The following is a 17,780-nucleotide window of genomic DNA, read 5'->3' as shown; positions in this document are numbered from 1 at the left end:
ATTCACCACGGCGGCACCGGCCTCCTCCTGGGACTCGTCCGCGGCAGGCGTGCTGCCGCGCTCCTCCGCATGGTAGTCACGGTCCAAGTGCCGCGGCTAAGCCAACTCCTCGATCTTGGCGGCCAATTCGGCCCCGGTGAGCGGTTCGCGGGCGATCACCGCGATCGTGTCGTCGCCCGCGATCGTCCCGACGATCTCCGGCAGAGCCGCGCGGTCCAGCGCACTGGCCAGGAAGTGCGCGGCGCCGGGCGGGGTACGCAGCACCGCGATATTGCCGCTGTGGTCGGTCGAGACCAGCAGATCGCCCAGGAGTTTGGACAACCGGGCGGTGCCGCCGGTGACCCCGCGCACGGGACTGCCGTCCTCGGGCACCACATAGATGCCCGCGCCGCCGTCGGCCGCGCGCAGCTTCACCGCGCCCAGCTCGTCCAGATCGCGCGAGAGCGTCGCCTGGGTGGTCTCGATGCCCTCGGCGGCCAACAGGGCGGCCAGCTCGGTCTGGCTGCGCACGGCATGGGCGGACAGCAGCTCGACGATGCGCTGCTGGCGGCCCGCTCGGGTGCGTGCGATGGCCGGGCCGGACTTGGCTGGGTCGGATCTACCCGCAGCGCTCACGCCGCCTCCGCCCGTTTGGCCAACAACCACACCAGCAACGCCTTCTGCGCGTGCAGGCGGTTCTCCGCCTCGTCCCACACCACACTGTGCGGCCCGTCGATCACCTCGTCGGTGATCTCCTCGCCGCGATGCGCCGGAAGGCAGTGCAGCACAACGGCATCCGGTGCGGCATGCGCCAGCAGCCGCTCGTTCACCTGGTACGGGCGGAACGGGCTCACCCGGTCCCGGCCGTCGTTCTCCTGCCCCATGGACGTCCACGCGTCGGTGACCAGCGCGTCGGCGCCGGTGGCCGCGGCGATCGGATCGTCGGTCACGCACACGCTCGCGCCGGTCTCGGCCGCACGCTTGCGCGCGGCCTCCACCACCCACTCGTAGGGCTCGAAACCCGAAGGCGCGGCGATGGTCACGTTCAGTCCGGCCGTCACCCCGCCCAGCAGCAGCGAATGCGCCATATTGTTGGCGCCGTCGCCGAGGTAGGTCAGGCTGCGCCCGCGCAGCTCGCCCTTGCGCTCGCGCAGCGTCAGCAGATCCGCCAGCACTTGGCATGGGTGGAATTCGTTGGACAGCGCGTTGACCAACGGAACCGTTGCGGCCGTGGCCATCTCGTCGAGCCGGTACTGCTCGAAGGTGCGCCACACCACCGCGTCGACATATCGCGACAGCACCCGCCCGGTGTCGGCGAGGGTCTCCTCGCGCCCGAGCTGGGTGTCGCGCCCGTCCACCACGACCGCGTGCCCGCCGAGCTGGGCGATACCCATCTCGAAGGAGAAGCGGGTGCGAGTGGAGTTCTTCTCGAAGATCACCCCGACCCCGCGCGGCCCCTCCAGCGGCCGGTGCGAAAACGGCGCGGCCTTCAATTCCGCAGCGAGCGTGAGGACTTCGAGCTGCTCGGCCGGGGACAGATCGTCGTCTCGCAGAAAGTGCCGAATGGTCACTGGTCTCCCTTCGCCAGGGCGGCATCCAGGATGCCCGGTAGGTCGGTCACGAAGCCGTGCGCCTGCTCCTCGGTGAGGATCAGCGGCGGGGCCAGCCGGATCACATTCGGCTTGGCCGGATTCACCAGGTATCCGGCCTCCCGGGCGGCCTCCTCCACGCGCGTCGAAACCTCTTGCGTCAGTTGGATTCCGATGAGCAGGCCCGCGCCGCGCACCTGGTCGACGAGGGGGTGGCCGAGTTCGGCGATGCCGTCGACCAGCGTCTTGCCGAGAGCCTGCACATGCGCCAGCAGTTCGGTCTCGTCGATGGTCCGTAGCACCGCGAGCGCCGCGGCCGCGCACACCGGATTGCCGCCGAAGGTGGTGCCGTGCAGGCCCGGGGTGAGCAGCTCGGCGGCCCGGCCCTGGGCCAGCACCGCGCCGATCGGCAGCCCGCCGCCCAGGCCCTTGGCCAGCGTGATGACATCGGGCACGATCCCGGCGGCCTGATGGGCGTAGAAGTGGCCGGTGCGGCCGATGCCGGTCTGCACCTCGTCGAGGATCAGCAGCGCGCCGTGTTCGGCGGTGATCTCCCGGGCCCGGGCCAGATAGTCCGCGGGCGGCACGACCACCCCGCTCTCGCCCATGATCGGCTCGAGGAATACCGCGGCCGTCTCGTCGTCGACCGCCGCGGCGAGTGCGTCGGCGTCGCCGTAGGGCACGTGCACCACACCCGGCGGCATGGGGTCGAACGGCTCCCGCTTCGACGGCTGCCCGGTCAGCGCGAGCGAGCCCATCGTTCGGCCGTGGAACGCCTCCTCGCACGCGACCAATTTGGTACGCCCGGTCAGCCGCGAGATCTTGAACGCCGCCTCGTTGGCCTCGGTGCCCGAATTACAGAAGAACGCCCGCCCGTGCCCGTCGCCGAACTGGGCCAGCAGGCGTTCGGCGAGCTCGATGGTCCGTTCGTTGGCATACAGATTCGAGGTGTGCCCGAGGGTGCCCAGCTGCTGGGTGACCGCCTCGATGATCGCCGGATGGGCGTGGCCCAGGATGTTGACGGCGATGCCGCCGAGGAAGTCGAGGTAGCGCTTGCCGTCGGCGTCGAAGACCACCGCGCCCTCGCCGCGCACCAGCGCCACCTTCGGGGTGCCGTAGTTGTTCATCAGCGCGGCCGACCACCGCTGCCGCAGTTGTTCGGTACTCATGAGGCACTTCCTGATTCCGGTGGGGTGACCATCGTTCCGATGCCCTCCCCGGTGAACATTTCCAGCAGCACCGCGTGCGGCACTCGCCCGTCGATGACGTGGGCGGTGGGCACGCCGCCCTCCACCGCCCGCATACAGGCCTCCATCTTCGGCACCATGCCCGCGTCCAGACGCGGCAGCAGCTTCGCCAGCTCGTCGGTATCGATGCGGGTGGTCAGCGACGAACGGTCGGGCCAGTCGGTGTAGAGGCCCTCGACATCGGTGAGCACCACCAGCTTCTCCGCGCCGATGCCCTCGGCCAGCGCCGCGGCGGCGGTGTCGGCGTTGATGTTGTGCACCACGCCCTCGGCGTCGGGCGCGATGGTCGAGACGACCGGGATGCGCCCGGCGGCGATGAGGTCGTGCACCGCTTCGGGATTCACGGTGGTGACGTCGCCGACCAGGCCGATATCGATCGCCTCGCCGTCCACGATGACATTGCGGCGAGTGGCGGTGAACAGATGCGCGTCCTCACCGGAGATGCCGACCGCGTACGGGCCGTGCGCATTGATCAGGCCCACCAGTTCCCGGCCGACCTGGCCGAACAGCACCATCCGCACGACCTCCATCACCTCGGGCGTGGTGACGCGGAAGCCGCCGCGGAATTCTCCCTGCAAGCCGAGCCGGGTCAGCATCGAGGTGATCTGCGGCCCGCCGCCGTGCACGACCACCGGATGCACGCCGACGGTGCGCAGGAACGCCATATCGGCGGCGAAGGCGCGCTTGAGCTGCTCGTCGACCATGGCGTTGCCGCCGTATTTGACGACCACGACCTTGTCGCGGAACTTCTGCAGCCACGGCAGCGCGTCGGCCAGCACGTGGGCCTTGTCCAGGGCGGTCAGGTTCATGAGCTGTAGGCCGAATTCTCTTCGACGTAGCCGTGCGACAGGTCGGTGGTGCGAATGGTCGCACTCCCCTCGCCCAGGCCCAGATCGATCACGACGTGGATATCGGCCCCGGACAGGTCGACCTCCCGCGCCCCGGGCGCGCCCATGCCGTTCACGCACACCGGACTGCCGTTGAACGACACCGAGATCCGATCCGGATCCAGGGTGATCGGCGCGATGCCGATGGCCGCCAGCACCCGTCCCCAGTTCGGATCCGAACCGAAGAACGCCGTCTTGACCAGCGAATCACGCGCCACCGCACGGGCTCCCACCAGCGCCTGATCCTCGTCGACCGCGCCGGTGACGGTGACCAGCACCCGCTTGGTGACGCCCTCGGCGTCGGCCATCAGCTGGGCGGCCAGATCGTCGCATACCGCGAGCACGGCCGCGTCCAGCTCCTCCTGGGTGGGCACCACCTCGCTGGCGCCGTTGGCCAGCAGCAGCACCGTGTCGTTGGTGGAGCAGGAACCGTCCACGTCGAGCCGGTCGAAGGTGCGCCGGGTGGCATTGCGCAGCGCCCGATCCAGCTGTTCCGGCGTGGCCACGGCATCGGTGGTGAGCACCACCAGCATGGTCGCCAGCGACGGGGCCAGCATGCCCGCGCCCTTGGCCATGCCACCGACGTTCCACTTGTCGCGGTGGTGGAACGCGGCCTCCTTGGGCACGGTGTCGGTGGTCATGATGGCGTGCGCGGCGTCGGTGCCGCCGGACAGGCCGCCGCCCATCTCGTGCACGATCTCGGTGACCGCGGGCAGCAGCTTGTCCATCGGCAGCCGATCGCCGATCAAACCCGTGGAGCAGACCGCGATCTCGCCCGCGCCGGTCTCGGTTCCCCAGTTGCTCAACGCCTTCGCCAATTCCTCGGCGGTGGTGTGAGTGTCCTGGAATCCACCCGGCCCCGTACAGGCGTTGGCGCCACCGGAATTGAGGATGACCGCGCGCACCCGGCCGCCCTTCAGCACCTGCTGCGACCACAGCACCGGCGCGGCCTTGACCTGGTTGCGGGTGAACACACCGGCGGCCGAATACTCCGGCCCCTCACTGAAAACCAGGGCCAGATCGGGCCTTCCGCTGGCCTTGATGCCCGCGGCGATACCGGCCGCACGGAAGCCCAGCGGTGCGGTCACGCCCTGATTACGGACCAGTTTTCCGCCGGTGGGGTCGGAGGATGTCACGGTGCCACTCCTACGGTGGAAAGTCCGGCGGTCTCGTCGAAACCGAGCGCCAGATTCATGGACTGCACCGCGGCGCCCGCGGTGCCCTTGGTCAGATTGTCGATCGCGCCGATCACCACCAGCAGTCCCGCGTCGGCGTCCACCGCCACCTGCAGGGTGACGGCGTTGGAGCCGAGCACCGAACCGGTCTGCGGCAGGACGCCTTCGGGCAGCAGGTGCACGAAAGGCTCGTCGGCATAGGCCTTTTCGTATACCGCGCGGGCCTGGGCGGCGTCCACCCGAATCGGCGCGGTGCAGGTGGCGAGGATGCCGCGCGGCATCGGCGCGAGCACCGGGGTGAAGGAGACATTCACCTCGCAATCGCCCACGGCCGTGAGGTTCTGGACGATCTCGGGGGTGTGTCGGTGCGCGCCCGCGATGTTGTAGGCACGCGCCGAACCCATCACCTCCGAACCGAGCAGGCCCACATCGAGTTTGCGGCCCGCGCCCGAGGTTCCGCTCACCGCGACGACGTGCACGCGCGGCTCCACGATTCCGGCGGCCACCGCGGGTGCCAGCGCCAGGCTCGCGACCGTGGGGTAGCAGCCCGGCACCGCGATCCGGGTCGCCCCGCGCAGCCGCTCGCGCGCCCCGGGCAGTTCCGGTAGGCCGTAGGGCCAGGTGCCCGCGTGCGGGCTCTGGTAGTACTTCTCCCAGGCGGTCGCGTCGGTGAGCCGAAAGTCCGCGCCGCAGTCGATGATCACCGTCGAGTCGGGCAGCGCTCGCGCGAGATCCGCCGACTGCCCGTGCGGCAGCCCGAGGAAGACCACATCGTGGCCCGCGAGGGTCCGCGGGGTCGTCTCGACCAGCATCCGATCCGCTAGCGGCAGCAGATGCGGTTGCGACTGTCCGAGCGGGGTACCAGCATTGGATCCGGCGGTCAGCGCCCCGATCTCGAGGCGCCCGGATCGGTGCGCCGGATGCTGCAGCAGCAGGCGCAGCACCTCACCGCCCGCGTATCCGCTCGCGCCGGCCACCGCGACCCGCAATGCGGGCCCACTCGAGGTTTCCACCATGTGATGATTATGCACGATCGTGCAAGCTCATACACGGTTGGGTGGACGACGGGTGGATGACGCGCACCCGACCCGGCGCTGAACACTTCGGCCACCACCGAAGTATTCCGCTTCTATGGTTCGACCATGCCCGAGCTCACCACCGTCAGCGACCCCGAGCGCGCCCGGAACGCCCTGGTCACCTCCCCGATACCGCCCGTGCCGCCGGCCGAACTCGGCATGGCCTGGCTGCGGGCCACCGTCGCGCGCTTCTGCGACGGGCCCGATCATCGGCGGCGGCGTGCGCTGATCCTGGCCGAACTGCGGCGGCTTTCGCTCGACCGGCTGCGCGAGCGCGCCCGGGAGCTGGCCTGCGAGCCCCATCCGCAGGTCCAGGCGCTCGCCGAGGCGATGGGTCTGCCCGCTGTTTCCGCGCAGACCGTCGCGATCGCCGCGAGCGGTTATCTGCCGCCCGCGCCGGTGACGCCCGCCGTGGACCGCGCGGTGGCCGACCTCGTCCGGGCGTGCGGCCCGGCCGCCGACGAGATGACGGCCGCACGGGTGAGCATCCTCATCCAGGCCTGCGCCGCCACCGCCGCCCTGATCGAGCGCGCCCGGGTGGCCGACGCTCCCGACGCCCTCACCGAAGTCCTGCGCACCGACCCACCGGTACGCCGCACCCGTCGACTCGTCGACGGTATCGTCACCGAAATCGACCTCACCACAATGCCTTTCGGTGCGGGCCCGCACGAATGCCCCGGCCGCTCGCACGCCCTGGCCCTGGCCGCCGGAGTCCTGGAGGCAACCCGATGACCCCGTGCGAACTGTTCCGCGACCTGCACCACGGCGACCGTCCCCTGGTTCTGCCCAATGCCTGGGACTTCACCTCCGCCGCCGCCCTGGCCGCCGCGGGCTTCCCCGCCGTGGCGACCACCAGCCTGGGCGTCTCGGCCGCCGCGGGCCTCCCCGACGCGGCCGGCCTGGCCCGCGAGGACACCCTCCAGCTGGCCCGCCGCCTCGTGCGCCTGCCCGTGCCCATCACGGTCGACATCGAGGCGGGCTTCAGCGACGACCCCGCCGACATCGTCGACCTGGCCGTCACCCTGTCCGCCATGGGCGTGGCCGGAATCAACCTCGAAGACGGCCGCTCCGGCCCGGCCCTCGCCGATCCCGCCCACCAGGCCGACCTCATCGCCGCCATCAAGACCCACGCCCCCACCCTGTTCGTCAACGCCCGCACCGACACCCACTGGCTCGGCATCGACCGCGACACCACGCTCACCCGCGCCCGGCAATACGAAAACGCCGGCGCCGACGGCATTTTCATCCCCGGCCTCCGCGACCGCGACGAAATCCGCACCCTCGCCGCCGCGCTCACCCGCCCCCTCAACGTCCTGGTCCTCCCCGACGGTCCCACGGTCCCCGACCTCGCGACCCTCGGCGTGCGCCGCATCAGCACCGGCGGGCTGCTGTTCCGCGCGGCCGTCGCCGCCACGGTCGAGGCCGCCCGCACCATCCGCGACGGGCGGCCACTACCGCCGAATCTGCCCAGCTACACAGATATTCAGTCGCTCGTCACTAGGTGACGAGCGCGAACAGCACCGCCGCGACCGCGAAGCTGACCACCGACAGGATGGTCTCGAGCACCGTCCAGGTCTGCAGGGTCTGTTTCACCGTGAGGTTGAAGAACTTCGCGATGATCCAGAAGCCGCCGTCGTTGACGTGGCTGAGGATGATGGAACCCGCGGCGATGGCCATGGCCACCAGGGCCAGGGAGAGCTGGGAGTAGTCGTTCCCGGCCAGCAGCGGGGAGACGATGCCGCCGGTGGTGACGATGGCGACGGTGGCCGAGCCCTGGGCGATGCGCAGGCCGCAGCTGATCAGATAGGCCAGCACGATCACCGGCAGACCGGCGTCGGACATGGTCTGCGCCAAGGCGTTCCCGATGCCGGTGGCGGAGATGACCTTGCCGAAGAACGCGCCCGCGCCGACCACCAGCAGCAGCATGCCCACCGGGCGCAGGGATTCGGCGGTGAGGACGCTCAGCTCCTGCACCGTCGAACCCCGGCGCAGGCCCAGCACATAGAACGCCACCAGCACGGCGATCAGCAGCGCCACCGCGGGCGTGCCCAGGAAGGTCAGCACCTGCAGCGGGCGAGAGCCCTTGGCCAGCAGTTGACTTCCGAAGGTCGCGCCCAGGATCAGCACCAGCGGGATCGCGATGATCACCCCGATCAGCGTCGCCGACGGCCGCGACTTCTCCAGTGTCACCACCGGTTCCGCGGGTGTGCCGGGTCCGTCGCCGCGCTGCGCGGGTTCGGGCCGCACCAGGAACTCGTCGGGCACCTCCACATGAATTCGCCTGCCGATGAAGCTGCCCCACACGATGCCCGCGGCCACGAATCCGGGCAGCCCGCAGACCAATCCCATCAGAATCAGCCACCCCAGGCTCACCCCCAGCAGCCCGCCCAGCGCGACCGGTCCCGGATGCGGCGGCAGGAACGCGTGCGTCATGGACAGCCCGGCCACCATCGGCATGACATACAGCACCAGCGAACGTCCGCCCCGCTTGGCCGCCACATAGATCAGCGGGGCCAGCACGAAGATCCCGATATCGAAGAACACCGGAATTCCGAAGATCAACCCCAGCAGTCCCATGGCCAGCGGAGCCCCCTTGGGCCCGAACAACTTCAACAGCCGCTCGGTGAGCACGTCCGCGCCCCCGGACCTTTCGAGAATCGCCCCCAGCACGGTGCCGAGCCCGATGATGACCGCGATATGCCCCAGAATCCCGCCGAATCCGGTCTCCAGCAGTGAATCACCGGGTTTCAGCACGGTACCGACGATCTTCTCCACCGGTAGCCCGGCCGCCAGCGCCAACGCCAGCCCGGTGAGCAGCAACGCGATGAACGGCTCGAGCTTGAACCGGATGATGGCCACGAGCAGTACGGCGATGGCCAGCCCGCACAGCACCAGCAGTCCCGGCGTAGTGGTACGCAACCAGTCGACGGCGGACCCCATGATGTACCTCAATCCATGGATCGAACGAAAGACGCCGCGCGCGAGGCGATTTCGGACCAACGGCCCGCGACGACATCGGCAGGTGCCACGACATCGGTACCGGCCGTGACGGCGGCCGCGCCATTGGCGAGAAATTCCGCGGCATTTCCGGCGTTGACCCCGCCGGAGGGGATGAGCGCGACATCCGGGAACGGGCCGCGCAGGTCCCGCAGATATCCGGGTCCGAGGGCGCGGGCGGGGAAGATCTTCACCGCCGCCGCGCCGAGATCCAGAGCGGTCAGCACCTCGCTCGGCGTGAACGCGCCCATGACGACCGGAATGTCGTGCCGCGCGGCCACCCGCGCGACCTCCTCCCGAAGACCGGGGGTGACCAGGAACCGGGCGCCGCTGTCGATGGCCGCGGCGGCCTGCGCACCGGTCAGCACCGTTCCGGCGCCGATCACCGCCCGCTCGCACGCGCTCGCCTCGCGCAGCGCGTCGAGTACGTCCGGGGTGGTGAATGTCAGCTCCACGGCCCGGATTCCGGCTCCCGCCAGCGCGTCGGCCAGGGCGTGCGGGTCCGGAATGCGCGGGGCGCGCACCACGGTCAGCACGCGGTCGGCGCGGATCACCTCCAGGGCGGTGGTCACCGGGTCTCCTTCCGTTCCGGGTCCATCCGCAGCGCCCGCCCGGCCAGTCGACCCGTCGGTCTGCCGTCGAAGATCGCGAATTCCCCGTTGACCAGCACGTGCACGATGCCGCGCGCCTGCTGTTTCGGGTGCTCGAAGGTCGCGGTGTCGGCGACGGTGGCCGGATCGAACAGCACCAGATCCGCCGCGTACCCCGGCAGTACCAGCCCCCGCCCGCGCAGCCGCAGCCGCCGCGCGGGGCGGCCGGTCAGGTGATGGACGCACTCCTCGAGTCCGAGCACCCCGAGTTCGCGCACGTAATGGCCGAGATAGCGCGGGAAGGTGCCCCACGCCCGCGGATGCGGCCGCTCACCGACCAGCAACGCGTCGCTGCCGCCCATATGCCGGCGGTGCCGCATGATGGCGCGCACGTTCTCCTCGTGCCCGACGTGCTGCAGGATCGTGGTGGCCAGTTCGTCGCGCCGCAGCAGTTCGAAGAACACCTCCTCGGGAGCCAGGCCGTCCGCGGCGGCGATCTCGGCGACCGTGCGCCCGACGTGCCGGTCCAGGTCGCGGTTCGCGACACCACTGATCTGAATGGTGTCCCACTCCACGGTCACCCCGTGGCAGCCGTCCGAGCCGTTCACGTTGACGTCCAACGCGATTCGCGCGCGCTCACCGGGATCGGCCAGCCGTGCCAGCGCGGCGTCCGGTCCGCCCGACATCGCCCAGCTCGGCAGCAGCGCCGACAGCGTCGTCGCGCCGGGCAGATACGGATAGGTGTCCAGGCTGATATCGCAGCCGTCGGCCAGCGCGGCGTCGATCAGCGCGAGCAGTTCCGGTGCGCGGCCGCGGTTCACGCCGAAATTCATGGTGGCGTGGGTCAGATGCAGCGCGCAACCGGTCCGACGCGACAGCTCGATCATCTCCGCATAGGCCTCGAGCGCGCCCGCGCCGTAGGAGCGGGTGTGCGGCGCGTAGAACCCGCCCGCCTCGGCGACCACCTCGCACAGCGCCGCCAGTTCGGCGGTGTCGGCATACATTCCGGGCGGATAGGTCAGCCCGCTCGACATGCCGACCGCGCCCTCGGCCAGACCCGCCGCCAACAGCTCGCACATGCGGTCGATCTCGGCCGCGGTCGCCGGGCGCCGCTCGGAACCGACGACCAGCAGCCGCAGCGTGCCCTGGGGGACCAGATAGGCGGCGTTGGGCGCGATGCCCTTGTCGAGCCGATCCAGGTACTCGCCGACGGTGCGCCAGGTGAAGTCCAGCTCGACGGGATTGCCGTTCCACCCGGCGATCTGGCGGCGCAGCACGGCCAGCGTGGCGTCGTCGACGGGCGCGTAGGACAGCCCGTCCTGCCCGATCACCTCGGTGGTGACGCCCTGGCTGATCTTCGGCAGATGCTCCGGCTCGGTGAGCAGATGCAGATCCGAATGCGCGTGCATATCGATGAAACCCGGTGCCAGCACCAGATTTTCACCGTCGACGACGCGATCGGGCGCGGCGAGCGTGCCGGGTGTGGCGATCTCGGCGATGCGCCCGTCGCGCACCGCGACATCGCCGCGGTAGCGCGGATCCCCGGTGCCGTCGACGATGTCGACGTTCCGGAACAGCAAGTAACTCATGGTATTCCGTACGCTCAGAAGAAGGTGTGCACCAGATCGACGACCCGGGGCCGCTCGGCGTCCGCATCGTCGACGACGGGAATGAGCCGCCACTTGTCCATGGCCGTACACGGATGCGACAGTCCCAGCCGCACCACATCGCCGACCGCGAGCGCGCTGTCGCCGGACAGTCGCAGGAAGGCGTGCTGATCGGCCAGCGCCGAGACGTGCGCATCCGAAAGCCGTTGCGGCACCGGCAGTCCCTCATCGAAGGGCATATCCCGCTTACCCGCGTCCAGCAGCGCCAGGCCGGGCTCGGGCCGCGACAGCACCCGCGCCCAGGCGTGCATGGCCGAGCGCAGCCCCCGGCCCTCGGACAACGGTGAGATCCCGGCGTAGTAGCCGTCGTCGTGAATGACGTAGGCCCCCGACCGCAGCACGACCGAGGTCGGCACCCCATGTACCCCGTGCTCGTCCGCCAGCGGCGCGAGGTGTTCGACCGCCAGATCCGGGAACGCGCTGCCACCCGCGGAGACGATGGCCCGGCGCGCATAGCTCCCGGCCAGCGCGCGATGCAGCCGCGCCAGATTCTCCAGATAATCGTCCACGGCGCTCAGCGATTCCACGGCCCGGTCGTGCGCGAACACCCCCTCGTAACCGCCGACCCCGGTCAGCTCCAACCGCGTCGAGCTCCGTACCGCCGCGGCCACCGCCAGCGCCTCCTCGACGCTCCGGGCCCCCGTACGCCCGTGCGGCCCACCGAGTTCGACCAGCACCGGCAGCCGCACCCCGTCCGGCGCGTCGGCCAGCGCGCGCTCCATCAGCGCGACCGCATCGACACCGTCGACCCAGCTGATCAGTTCGAAGTCCGGATCGAGCGCCGATTCACTTGCGGCCCAACGCAATCCGATCGGATCGAGAAACGCGTTGGCCAGCACGATCCGGTTCACCCCGAACGACCGCGCCACCTGCGCCTGCCAGCCGGTGGCCACGGTGATCGCCCACGCGCCCGCGGCGAGCTGCTCGGCCCACAGCCGCGGCGCCATCGTGGTCTTGCCATGCGGAGCCAGCCGCACCCCCGCCGTCGCCGCCCAGTCGGCCATGACGGCGATATTGGTATCCAGCGCGGCGCGGTCCAACGTGAACACCGGCGTCTGCAGCTCGTCCAGATGCGGTGCGCCGGAAACGAACTCCCGCACGGTGCGCCCCCACGCGGCGGGCGGCAGCGCCTTGTGTTCGGGCCCGATGACCATATCGCCGAGCGCCGCCACCGCGCCGGTATCAATACAACCCGGCTGGGCGCTGCCACTTTCGATGGTCACGGCACTCCTCTCGCGCACTGCCGCCATACATTTCGGCTATTGCGTATTTCGCAACTCTTATTGCATAACGTGTTTACGGTGGTTATTCTGCACAGGACCACCGGTACCCGCAAGCATTCCAAGGAGATTCGTGTGACCCGTCCTACGCCGACCCATCCGCGTGCGGTGACCGTCGGCGAGGGGCTGGCCGTCCTGGTGGCGCATCCGGGCCCGCTCGAGGACTCCGCGGCCTTCGAGCGCACCGCGGGCGGCGCGGAGGCCAATGTGGCGACCGTGCTCACCCAGCTCGGCATCGACACCGCCTGGATCTCACGCGTCGGCGACGACGGCTTCGGCCGCTATCTGGTGCGACATCTGGACGAGCGCGGCGTGGACACGCGCGCGGTCCGCACCGATCCGGTCCGGCCGACCGGGCTGTATGTCAAGGAACGCGGCGGCGGCTCCGGACGACCCACCGATCTGGCGGCGGGGGCGAGCCGCATGCTGTACTACCGCGCCGGATCGGCGGCCAGCGCGCTGTCCCCCGCCGATCTGACCGCGGCGTCGGGTCTGCTGGATCGCTGCGAGCTGATCCATTTCACCGGCATCACGACCGCCCTGTCGCCCTCGGCCACCGAGCTCACCGAGGCGCTGCTGACGCTGCCCCGGCGCGGCCGGATCATCGGCTTCGACCTGAATTACCGTCCGGCGCTGTGGATTCGGCGCACCGAGTCGGCGGCCGACATCCTGGCCGCCCATGTGCGCCGCGCCGATGTGGTGTTCGTCGGCGCCGACGAGGCCGAGGAGGTGTTCGGCACCGGCGATCCGGCCCGGCTGCGCGAGATGTTCCCGCAGCCACGGCATCTGGTGGTCAAGAACAGCGGCCATTCGGTCACCGGCTTCCTCGGCGACGCCCGGGTGGAGGTTCCGGCGCTGCGACTGGAGGTCACCGAGGCGATCGGCGCGGGCGACGCGTTCGCCGGTGGCTATCTGGCCGCGCTGCTGCACGGCCGCCCGCACGAACAACTGCTGCGCTTCGGCCACCTGTGCGCGGCCGCCGCGCTCACCGGCACCGGCGACGTCGCCGACCTGCCGCCGCTGGACCGGCTCGAATCCCATGCCGCCGCAACGGCTTCGGCATGGGCGCGGATACACTACGGCGCGGTCGCCGCGTCGTGAAGGGAACAGCATGAGTCAGAGCCTGCAGCGGGCCTTGATCATCCTCACCGAACTCGGCGAGGACGCCAGAACACTCGATCAGTTGGCCACCCGGCTGGGCGTGCACAAGTCGACCGTGCTGCGCCTGTTGCAGACCATGGAGGCGCAGCGGTTCGTCACCCACGGCAACGATCATCGATACACCCTCGGCGCCCGGCTGTTCGAGCTGGCCAACCGCTCGCTGGAGCGGCGCGACGTGCGCACCGTCGCCCGCCCGCACCTCGAGGCGCTCAACGCCGCCACCGGGCAGACCGTCCACCTGGCCACCTACGAATCCGGCGAGGCCGTCTACATCGACAAGCTCGACGCCACCCAGAGCGTACGGATGTACTCGCGCGTCGGGCGGCCCGCGCCGCTGCACTGCACCGCCGTCGGCAAGGTGCTGGTCGCCGCGCAGCCGCGCGGGCAATGGCGCACCATCGCCGAGAAGATCGACTACCACCCCTTCACCGAGCGCACCATCCGCGGTCCCGAACGCTATGTGGCCGAGCTGGAAACCGTTGCCGCCCAGGGCTTCGCCGAGGACCACGAGGAACACGAGAGCTTCGTCAACTGCGTCGCCGTACCCGTCCGCAACGGCACCGGCACGGTCGTCGCGGCCGTATCGGTCTCGGTCCCCGACATGCTCCTCGACCACGAGCAGGTCCTGGCTCTGCTGCCCCGCCTGCGCGCCACCACCGAGGCCATCTCCACCGCGCTGGGCTGGAGCCCGGCCCCCGATCCCCGAAAGGCATTCCATGACTGAGAAGATCGCCGTCCGCACCTCCGACGCCCCCGCGCCCGCCCACACCTTCTCCCAGGGCGTCCGCAAGGGCCCGTTCATCCAGGTCTCCGGCCAGGGCCCGGTCGACCCGGCCACCGGCGAATACCTCCACCCCGGCGACGTCGCCGCCCAGACCACCCGCACCCTCGAGAATGTCAAGGCCATCGTCGAGGCGGCCGGGGCCAGCTTCGAGGACGTGGTGATGCTGCGCGTCTACCTCACCAAGCGCGAGGACTTCCCGATCATGAACGAGGCCTACGGCAAATTCGTCGAGGCCTATACCGCCAGTGGCGTCCTGCCCAGCCGCACCACGGTTTTCACCGGATTGCCCCGCGAGGAGATGCTGGTGGAGATCGACGCGCTCGCGATAGCGGACTGAGCGCTTCGCTCAGGCGTCGGCGAGAATTCCCAGCACCTGCTCCGAGGTGTAGAACGGCTCGAGCCGCTCGCGGATCAGCTTGGCCAGCACGCCGTTTCGCTTGGCGGCCTCGACGACGGCCGGGCCGTAGCGCAGGATCTCCTCGGCGATGTCGTCGGGAGTGATCGCCAGTTCGGGCAGCAGGGCGGCGAGGGTGTGGTCGCCGTACTTGGTGAAGAAGACCTCCACCGACTCGTCGAGCAGCAGGCCGACGTATTCCTTGTTGCGGGTGGTCCGGACGATCTCGTGGACCAGCAGCACCAGCTCGCGCAGCTCGGCCTGGGTGAGGTAGTCGCGCAGTCCGGCGACCGGCTCCCCGGAGTGCAGATCCCAGAACTCCATGGCCGCACCGTGTACGGGCGCCTCGCGCAGGGTTTCGCGGATCGCGTTGGTCACTCGTTTGAGCGCATACAGCGTGCCCTTGGCGGCGAGGTCGCCGACCCGGCTGCCCTCGGCGGCCTTGCGCGCCGTCTTCACCGCGGACTGCCCGAGGGTCATCAGCGAGTTCACCCCCGGCACCTTGCCCGCGAGCTTCTTGTTCGCCTCGAGGATGTCGTCGATGAGCATATCGGTGAACTTGGCGGCGACCGGTCCCGCGGTGGGCGCCTCGCTGAGACGATCCAGCAGCCGCTCCTGGGTGGCGTGCATGGACAGGATCTTCGCCAGCAGCGCCTCGACGGGTTCGCGGTCGACCACATCGCCGAGGGTGTAGTCCTCGTTGGCGGCAATGTGCTGATAGAGCGCGTCGGACAGCACGCCGAGCAGTTCGGCCAGCAGCGGACTGTCACCACCGCGGTCGACCAGCTTGCGGACGGTCTGCTTGGCCTGCTCGACGGTGACCACATCGCGGAAGACGATGCTGTCGGCCACGTCGATCACCGCCGCCACGTCGCGGGCCACCACCTCGGCGAAGCGCTCGCCGGACACCTCCGCGAGGAGGAAGTCCACCTGGGCATCGAGCAGTCGCTCGGCGATTTCCCGCGGCTCGGTCATCGAGTTCCACCCTCAGTTCATCCGGACCGCCGTCCTAGCCGGAATCGGTGCGGCGCATCGAATTCCGAATCTCGTCCAGCCGGTCGCGCGCGGCCTTCTCCCGCGCCTGCCACTGTTCCTCGGCACTGCGGCCCGCCGGTGTCTGCCGATCGAGTTCGCCCATCCCCTGTGCGGTACCGAAGCGCTGCTCGACCTTATCGCGAACTGACTCGAAAGTAGGGACTCCGCCGGAGGTGTACTCCCCGGCCCCGCCGATACCCGTCGGCGGTACCGGTATGCCGGAACCGGGCGCGACCTGCCCGGACGTGGGCACGGACGGCTCGGGCGCGGACAGGTTCGAGACGCCCGTGGCCGAACTCACATCCGGCTCCAGGGTGGCATGACCGGCATGCGCGGATAGTTCGACGGCGACCAGATGCAACCGCTCGAGCCCGGGCCGCCCGGTGGTGGCGGTCACCACGACCGCGAGCAGATCCTCGTCGCGCAGGGCCGCCACCAGCGCCGCGAGATCGCTGACATCAGACATGTTTCCAGGCTACGCATCGGGCAGCACCGAACGCGCCCACTGCGCGACGGTCTCGGCCCAGGCCGGGGAGAGCACCAGGTCGTTGTGCCCACCACCGGGGTAGATCTTCAGCTCCTTGGGCCCCGGGGCCGCCTCGTAGAGCCGTTCCCCCATCCGCACCGGCAGCAGTTCGTCGTTGTCGCCGTGCATGATCAGCGTCGGCACGTGCACCGAGCGAATCCGGCGCAGACTGGGAAAGGCATTGGGCACGAAGGGTTTCGGCAGGAACGGATAGACCGCGCGGGCGGCGTCGCGCAGCCCGGTGAAGGTGGACATGAGAATCAGCCCGGCGGGCGGATGGGCGGTGGCCAGTTCGATCATCACTCCGCCTCCGAGCGACTTGCCCAGGTACAGCACCCGCTCGGGGTCGACCCCGGGCCGGTCGAGCAGCGCCGCGCGAGCGGCGCGGGCATCGAGATAGGCGCCGCGTTCGCTCGGGCGCCCCGCGCTGCGGCCGTAGCCGCGGTAGTCGAAGATCAGTACGTCCAGCCCCGCCGCGGCCAGCAGCGCCAGCACCACCGACCGGTCGCCGATATTGCCCGCGTTGCCGTGCGCGAACAGGATGTGCGCCACCGGCTTCGGGGCCCGCACGAACCAGCCGTTGATCCGGATGCCGTCGGCGGCGGTGAAATACAGGTCCTCGTAGTCCAGCCCGTACTCCCGCGGCGTCAGCAGGATCCGCCGCTCGGGCAGGAAGGTCAACGCGTTGAGGATCGGTTCGGCCGGATGTCGCATGGTCTTCTTCCTACACCGACAGCGGCAGGGTCGGCGCGTCCGTGGCGAAGCCCGCGGGCGGCGCGGGCATGAGCTGCAACTTGCGTTCCTCCCGCCAGGCGTAGGCGACCAGCGTGTTGAACTGCGCGACGAAGTGATCGCGCCAGGTCTGCGAGGAGAACTGCATGGCGGTATTGACCTGCAGCCAGCCGCTGGTGCTGAAGTTCACCGATCCCTCCCAGCACTGCGGCCCGGATGCGGCGTCGGTGACGAAACCCTTGGTGTGGCAGATGTATTTGGCCCCGCTGGTACTGGTCCCGATGGTCACCTCGACCCCGGCCTCGACCAGCCGCCGCACCAGCGGCCGCTCGGTCGCCCCGGTCGATTGGGTGTGATCGAGATACAGATGCAGTCGAACGCCGTCGCGATGCGCGGCGACCAGCGCATCGATCGCGCCGGGCAGCGTGAAGCCGTAGGCGATGATCCAGGTCTCGCCCGGCCCGGCGACCAGCTCGAGAAAGCGCTGCCGGGCCTCGTCGTGGTCGCCCGGCATGAGATAGCAGGTGCACGAACCGTCGATGACGAAGCTCATGGCAGCACGTTACAGCGAGCCATTCGCTATCACAGGTAGCCGATGCCGATCGCGGGCTCACGGGCCGGATCGAGCCAGCACAGCGGCGACCATCCCGCGCCCCAACGC

General features: G+C 69.9%; 19 protein-coding genes. 5 read left to right on the top strand and 14 right to left on the bottom strand.

The window, feature by feature from the left end:
- Positions 1-96: 96 nt before the first annotated feature.
- From NDR87_RS33300 to argC, 6 genes are read right to left on the bottom strand one after another with little or no spacing between them, the layout of a single operon-like run.
- Complete coding sequence (locus NDR87_RS33300) at positions 97-615, bottom strand: arginine repressor (protein WP_308212181.1); 519 nt, start codon at positions 613-615, stop codon at positions 97-99.
- Positions 612-1,550, bottom strand: a complete 939-nt coding sequence (argF, locus tag NDR87_RS33295) for an ornithine carbamoyltransferase (protein WP_251917840.1) — start codon at positions 1,548-1,550, stop codon at positions 612-614. The genes NDR87_RS33300 and argF overlap by 4 nt, the downstream gene beginning before the upstream one ends.
- Complete coding sequence (locus NDR87_RS33290; RefSeq protein WP_251917841.1) at positions 1,547-2,737, bottom strand: acetylornithine transaminase; 1,191 nt, start codon at positions 2,735-2,737, stop codon at positions 1,547-1,549. The genes argF and NDR87_RS33290 overlap by 4 nt, the downstream gene beginning before the upstream one ends.
- Positions 2,734-3,624: an acetylglutamate kinase gene (argB, locus tag NDR87_RS33285; protein ID WP_251917842.1), complete on the bottom strand. Its 891-nt coding sequence runs from the start codon at positions 3,622-3,624 to the stop codon at positions 2,734-2,736. Before argB ends, NDR87_RS33290 begins: the two co-directional genes overlap by 4 nt.
- On the bottom strand, positions 3,621-4,838 hold the full coding sequence (gene argJ / locus NDR87_RS33280; protein ID WP_251917843.1) for a bifunctional glutamate N-acetyltransferase/amino-acid acetyltransferase ArgJ: 1,218 nt from the start codon (positions 4,836-4,838) through the stop codon (positions 3,621-3,623). The genes argB and argJ overlap by 4 nt, the downstream gene beginning before the upstream one ends.
- Positions 4,835-5,893, bottom strand: a complete 1,059-nt coding sequence (argC, locus tag NDR87_RS33275) for an N-acetyl-gamma-glutamyl-phosphate reductase (protein ID WP_251917844.1) — start codon at positions 5,891-5,893, stop codon at positions 4,835-4,837. Before argC ends, argJ begins: the two co-directional genes overlap by 4 nt.
- A gap of 126 nt (positions 5,894-6,019) precedes the next feature.
- On the opposite strand from argC, the gene NDR87_RS33270 reads away from it, so the two are divergent.
- Complete coding sequence (locus NDR87_RS33270; protein ID WP_251917845.1) at positions 6,020-6,685, top strand: hypothetical protein; 666 nt, start codon at positions 6,020-6,022, stop codon at positions 6,683-6,685.
- Complete coding sequence (locus NDR87_RS33265) at positions 6,682-7,458, top strand: isocitrate lyase/phosphoenolpyruvate mutase family protein (RefSeq protein ID WP_251917846.1); 777 nt, start codon at positions 6,682-6,684, stop codon at positions 7,456-7,458. The genes NDR87_RS33270 and NDR87_RS33265 overlap by 4 nt, the downstream gene beginning before the upstream one ends.
- Here NDR87_RS33265 and NDR87_RS33260 read toward each other — a convergent pair.
- Genes NDR87_RS33260 through NDR87_RS33245 form a run of 4 tightly spaced genes read right to left on the bottom strand, consistent with a single transcriptional unit; the run spans position 7,451 to position 12,361 of the window.
- Positions 7,451-8,893 (bottom strand): GntP family permease, encoded by a 1,443-nt coding sequence (locus NDR87_RS33260; protein WP_251917847.1) that lies wholly within the window; start codon positions 8,891-8,893, stop codon positions 7,451-7,453. The two genes, NDR87_RS33265 and NDR87_RS33260, sit on opposite strands and share 8 nt — an antisense overlap.
- An 8-nt stretch (positions 8,894-8,901) precedes the next feature.
- Entirely contained in the window at positions 8,902-9,522 is a 621-nt protein-coding gene (locus NDR87_RS33255) for a bifunctional 4-hydroxy-2-oxoglutarate aldolase/2-dehydro-3-deoxy-phosphogluconate aldolase (protein ID WP_251917848.1), read from the bottom strand.
- A complete protein-coding gene (locus NDR87_RS33250; RefSeq protein WP_251917850.1) occupies positions 9,519-11,129 on the bottom strand; it encodes an amidohydrolase family protein in 1,611 nt (536 codons plus the stop codon). The genes NDR87_RS33255 and NDR87_RS33250 overlap by 4 nt, the downstream gene beginning before the upstream one ends.
- A gap of 14 nt (positions 11,130-11,143) precedes the next feature.
- Entirely contained in the window at positions 11,144-12,361 is a 1,218-nt protein-coding gene (locus tag NDR87_RS33245; protein WP_286014341.1) for an alanine racemase, read from the bottom strand.
- A gap of 201 nt (positions 12,362-12,562) precedes the next feature.
- On the opposite strand from NDR87_RS33245, the gene NDR87_RS33240 reads away from it, so the two are divergent.
- From NDR87_RS33240 to NDR87_RS33230, 3 genes are read left to right on the top strand one after another with little or no spacing between them, the layout of a single operon-like run.
- A complete protein-coding gene (locus NDR87_RS33240; protein ID WP_251917853.1) occupies positions 12,563-13,588 on the top strand; it encodes a sugar kinase in 1,026 nt (341 codons plus the stop codon).
- Positions 13,589-13,598: 10 nt separating this feature from the next.
- Positions 13,599-14,372: an IclR family transcriptional regulator gene (locus NDR87_RS33235; protein ID WP_251917854.1), complete on the top strand. Its 774-nt coding sequence runs from the start codon at positions 13,599-13,601 to the stop codon at positions 14,370-14,372.
- On the top strand, positions 14,365-14,769 hold the full coding sequence (locus NDR87_RS33230; protein ID WP_251917856.1) for a RidA family protein: 405 nt from the start codon (positions 14,365-14,367) through the stop codon (positions 14,767-14,769). The genes NDR87_RS33235 and NDR87_RS33230 overlap by 8 nt, the downstream gene beginning before the upstream one ends.
- A 9-nt stretch (positions 14,770-14,778) precedes the next feature.
- Here the strand turns inward: NDR87_RS33230 and NDR87_RS33225 are convergent, their stop codons facing one another.
- From NDR87_RS33225 to NDR87_RS33210, 4 genes are read right to left on the bottom strand one after another with little or no spacing between them, the layout of a single operon-like run.
- A complete protein-coding gene (locus NDR87_RS33225; RefSeq protein WP_251917858.1) occupies positions 14,779-15,801 on the bottom strand; it encodes a hypothetical protein in 1,023 nt (340 codons plus the stop codon).
- Between the two features lie 34 nt (positions 15,802-15,835).
- On the bottom strand, positions 15,836-16,327 hold the full coding sequence (locus tag NDR87_RS33220) for a hypothetical protein (protein WP_251917859.1): 492 nt from the start codon (positions 16,325-16,327) through the stop codon (positions 15,836-15,838).
- A 9-nt stretch (positions 16,328-16,336) separates the two neighbouring features.
- The gene (locus tag NDR87_RS33215; RefSeq protein ID WP_251917860.1) at positions 16,337-17,101 is read right to left on the bottom strand and encodes an alpha/beta hydrolase; all 765 of its coding nucleotides are present in this window, start codon (positions 17,099-17,101) and stop codon (positions 16,337-16,339) included.
- 10 nt (positions 17,102-17,111) lie between these two features.
- A complete protein-coding gene (locus tag NDR87_RS33210) occupies positions 17,112-17,672 on the bottom strand; it encodes a phospholipase D-like domain-containing protein (protein WP_251917861.1) in 561 nt (186 codons plus the stop codon).
- Positions 17,673-17,780 lie beyond the last annotated feature (108 nt).

It is taken from the genome of Nocardia sp. CDC159, from assembly GCF_023740735.1.
GTDB lineage: Bacteria > Actinomycetota > Actinomycetes > Mycobacteriales > Mycobacteriaceae > Nocardia > Nocardia pulmonis.
This window is presented reverse-complemented; position numbering and strand designations above follow the sequence as displayed.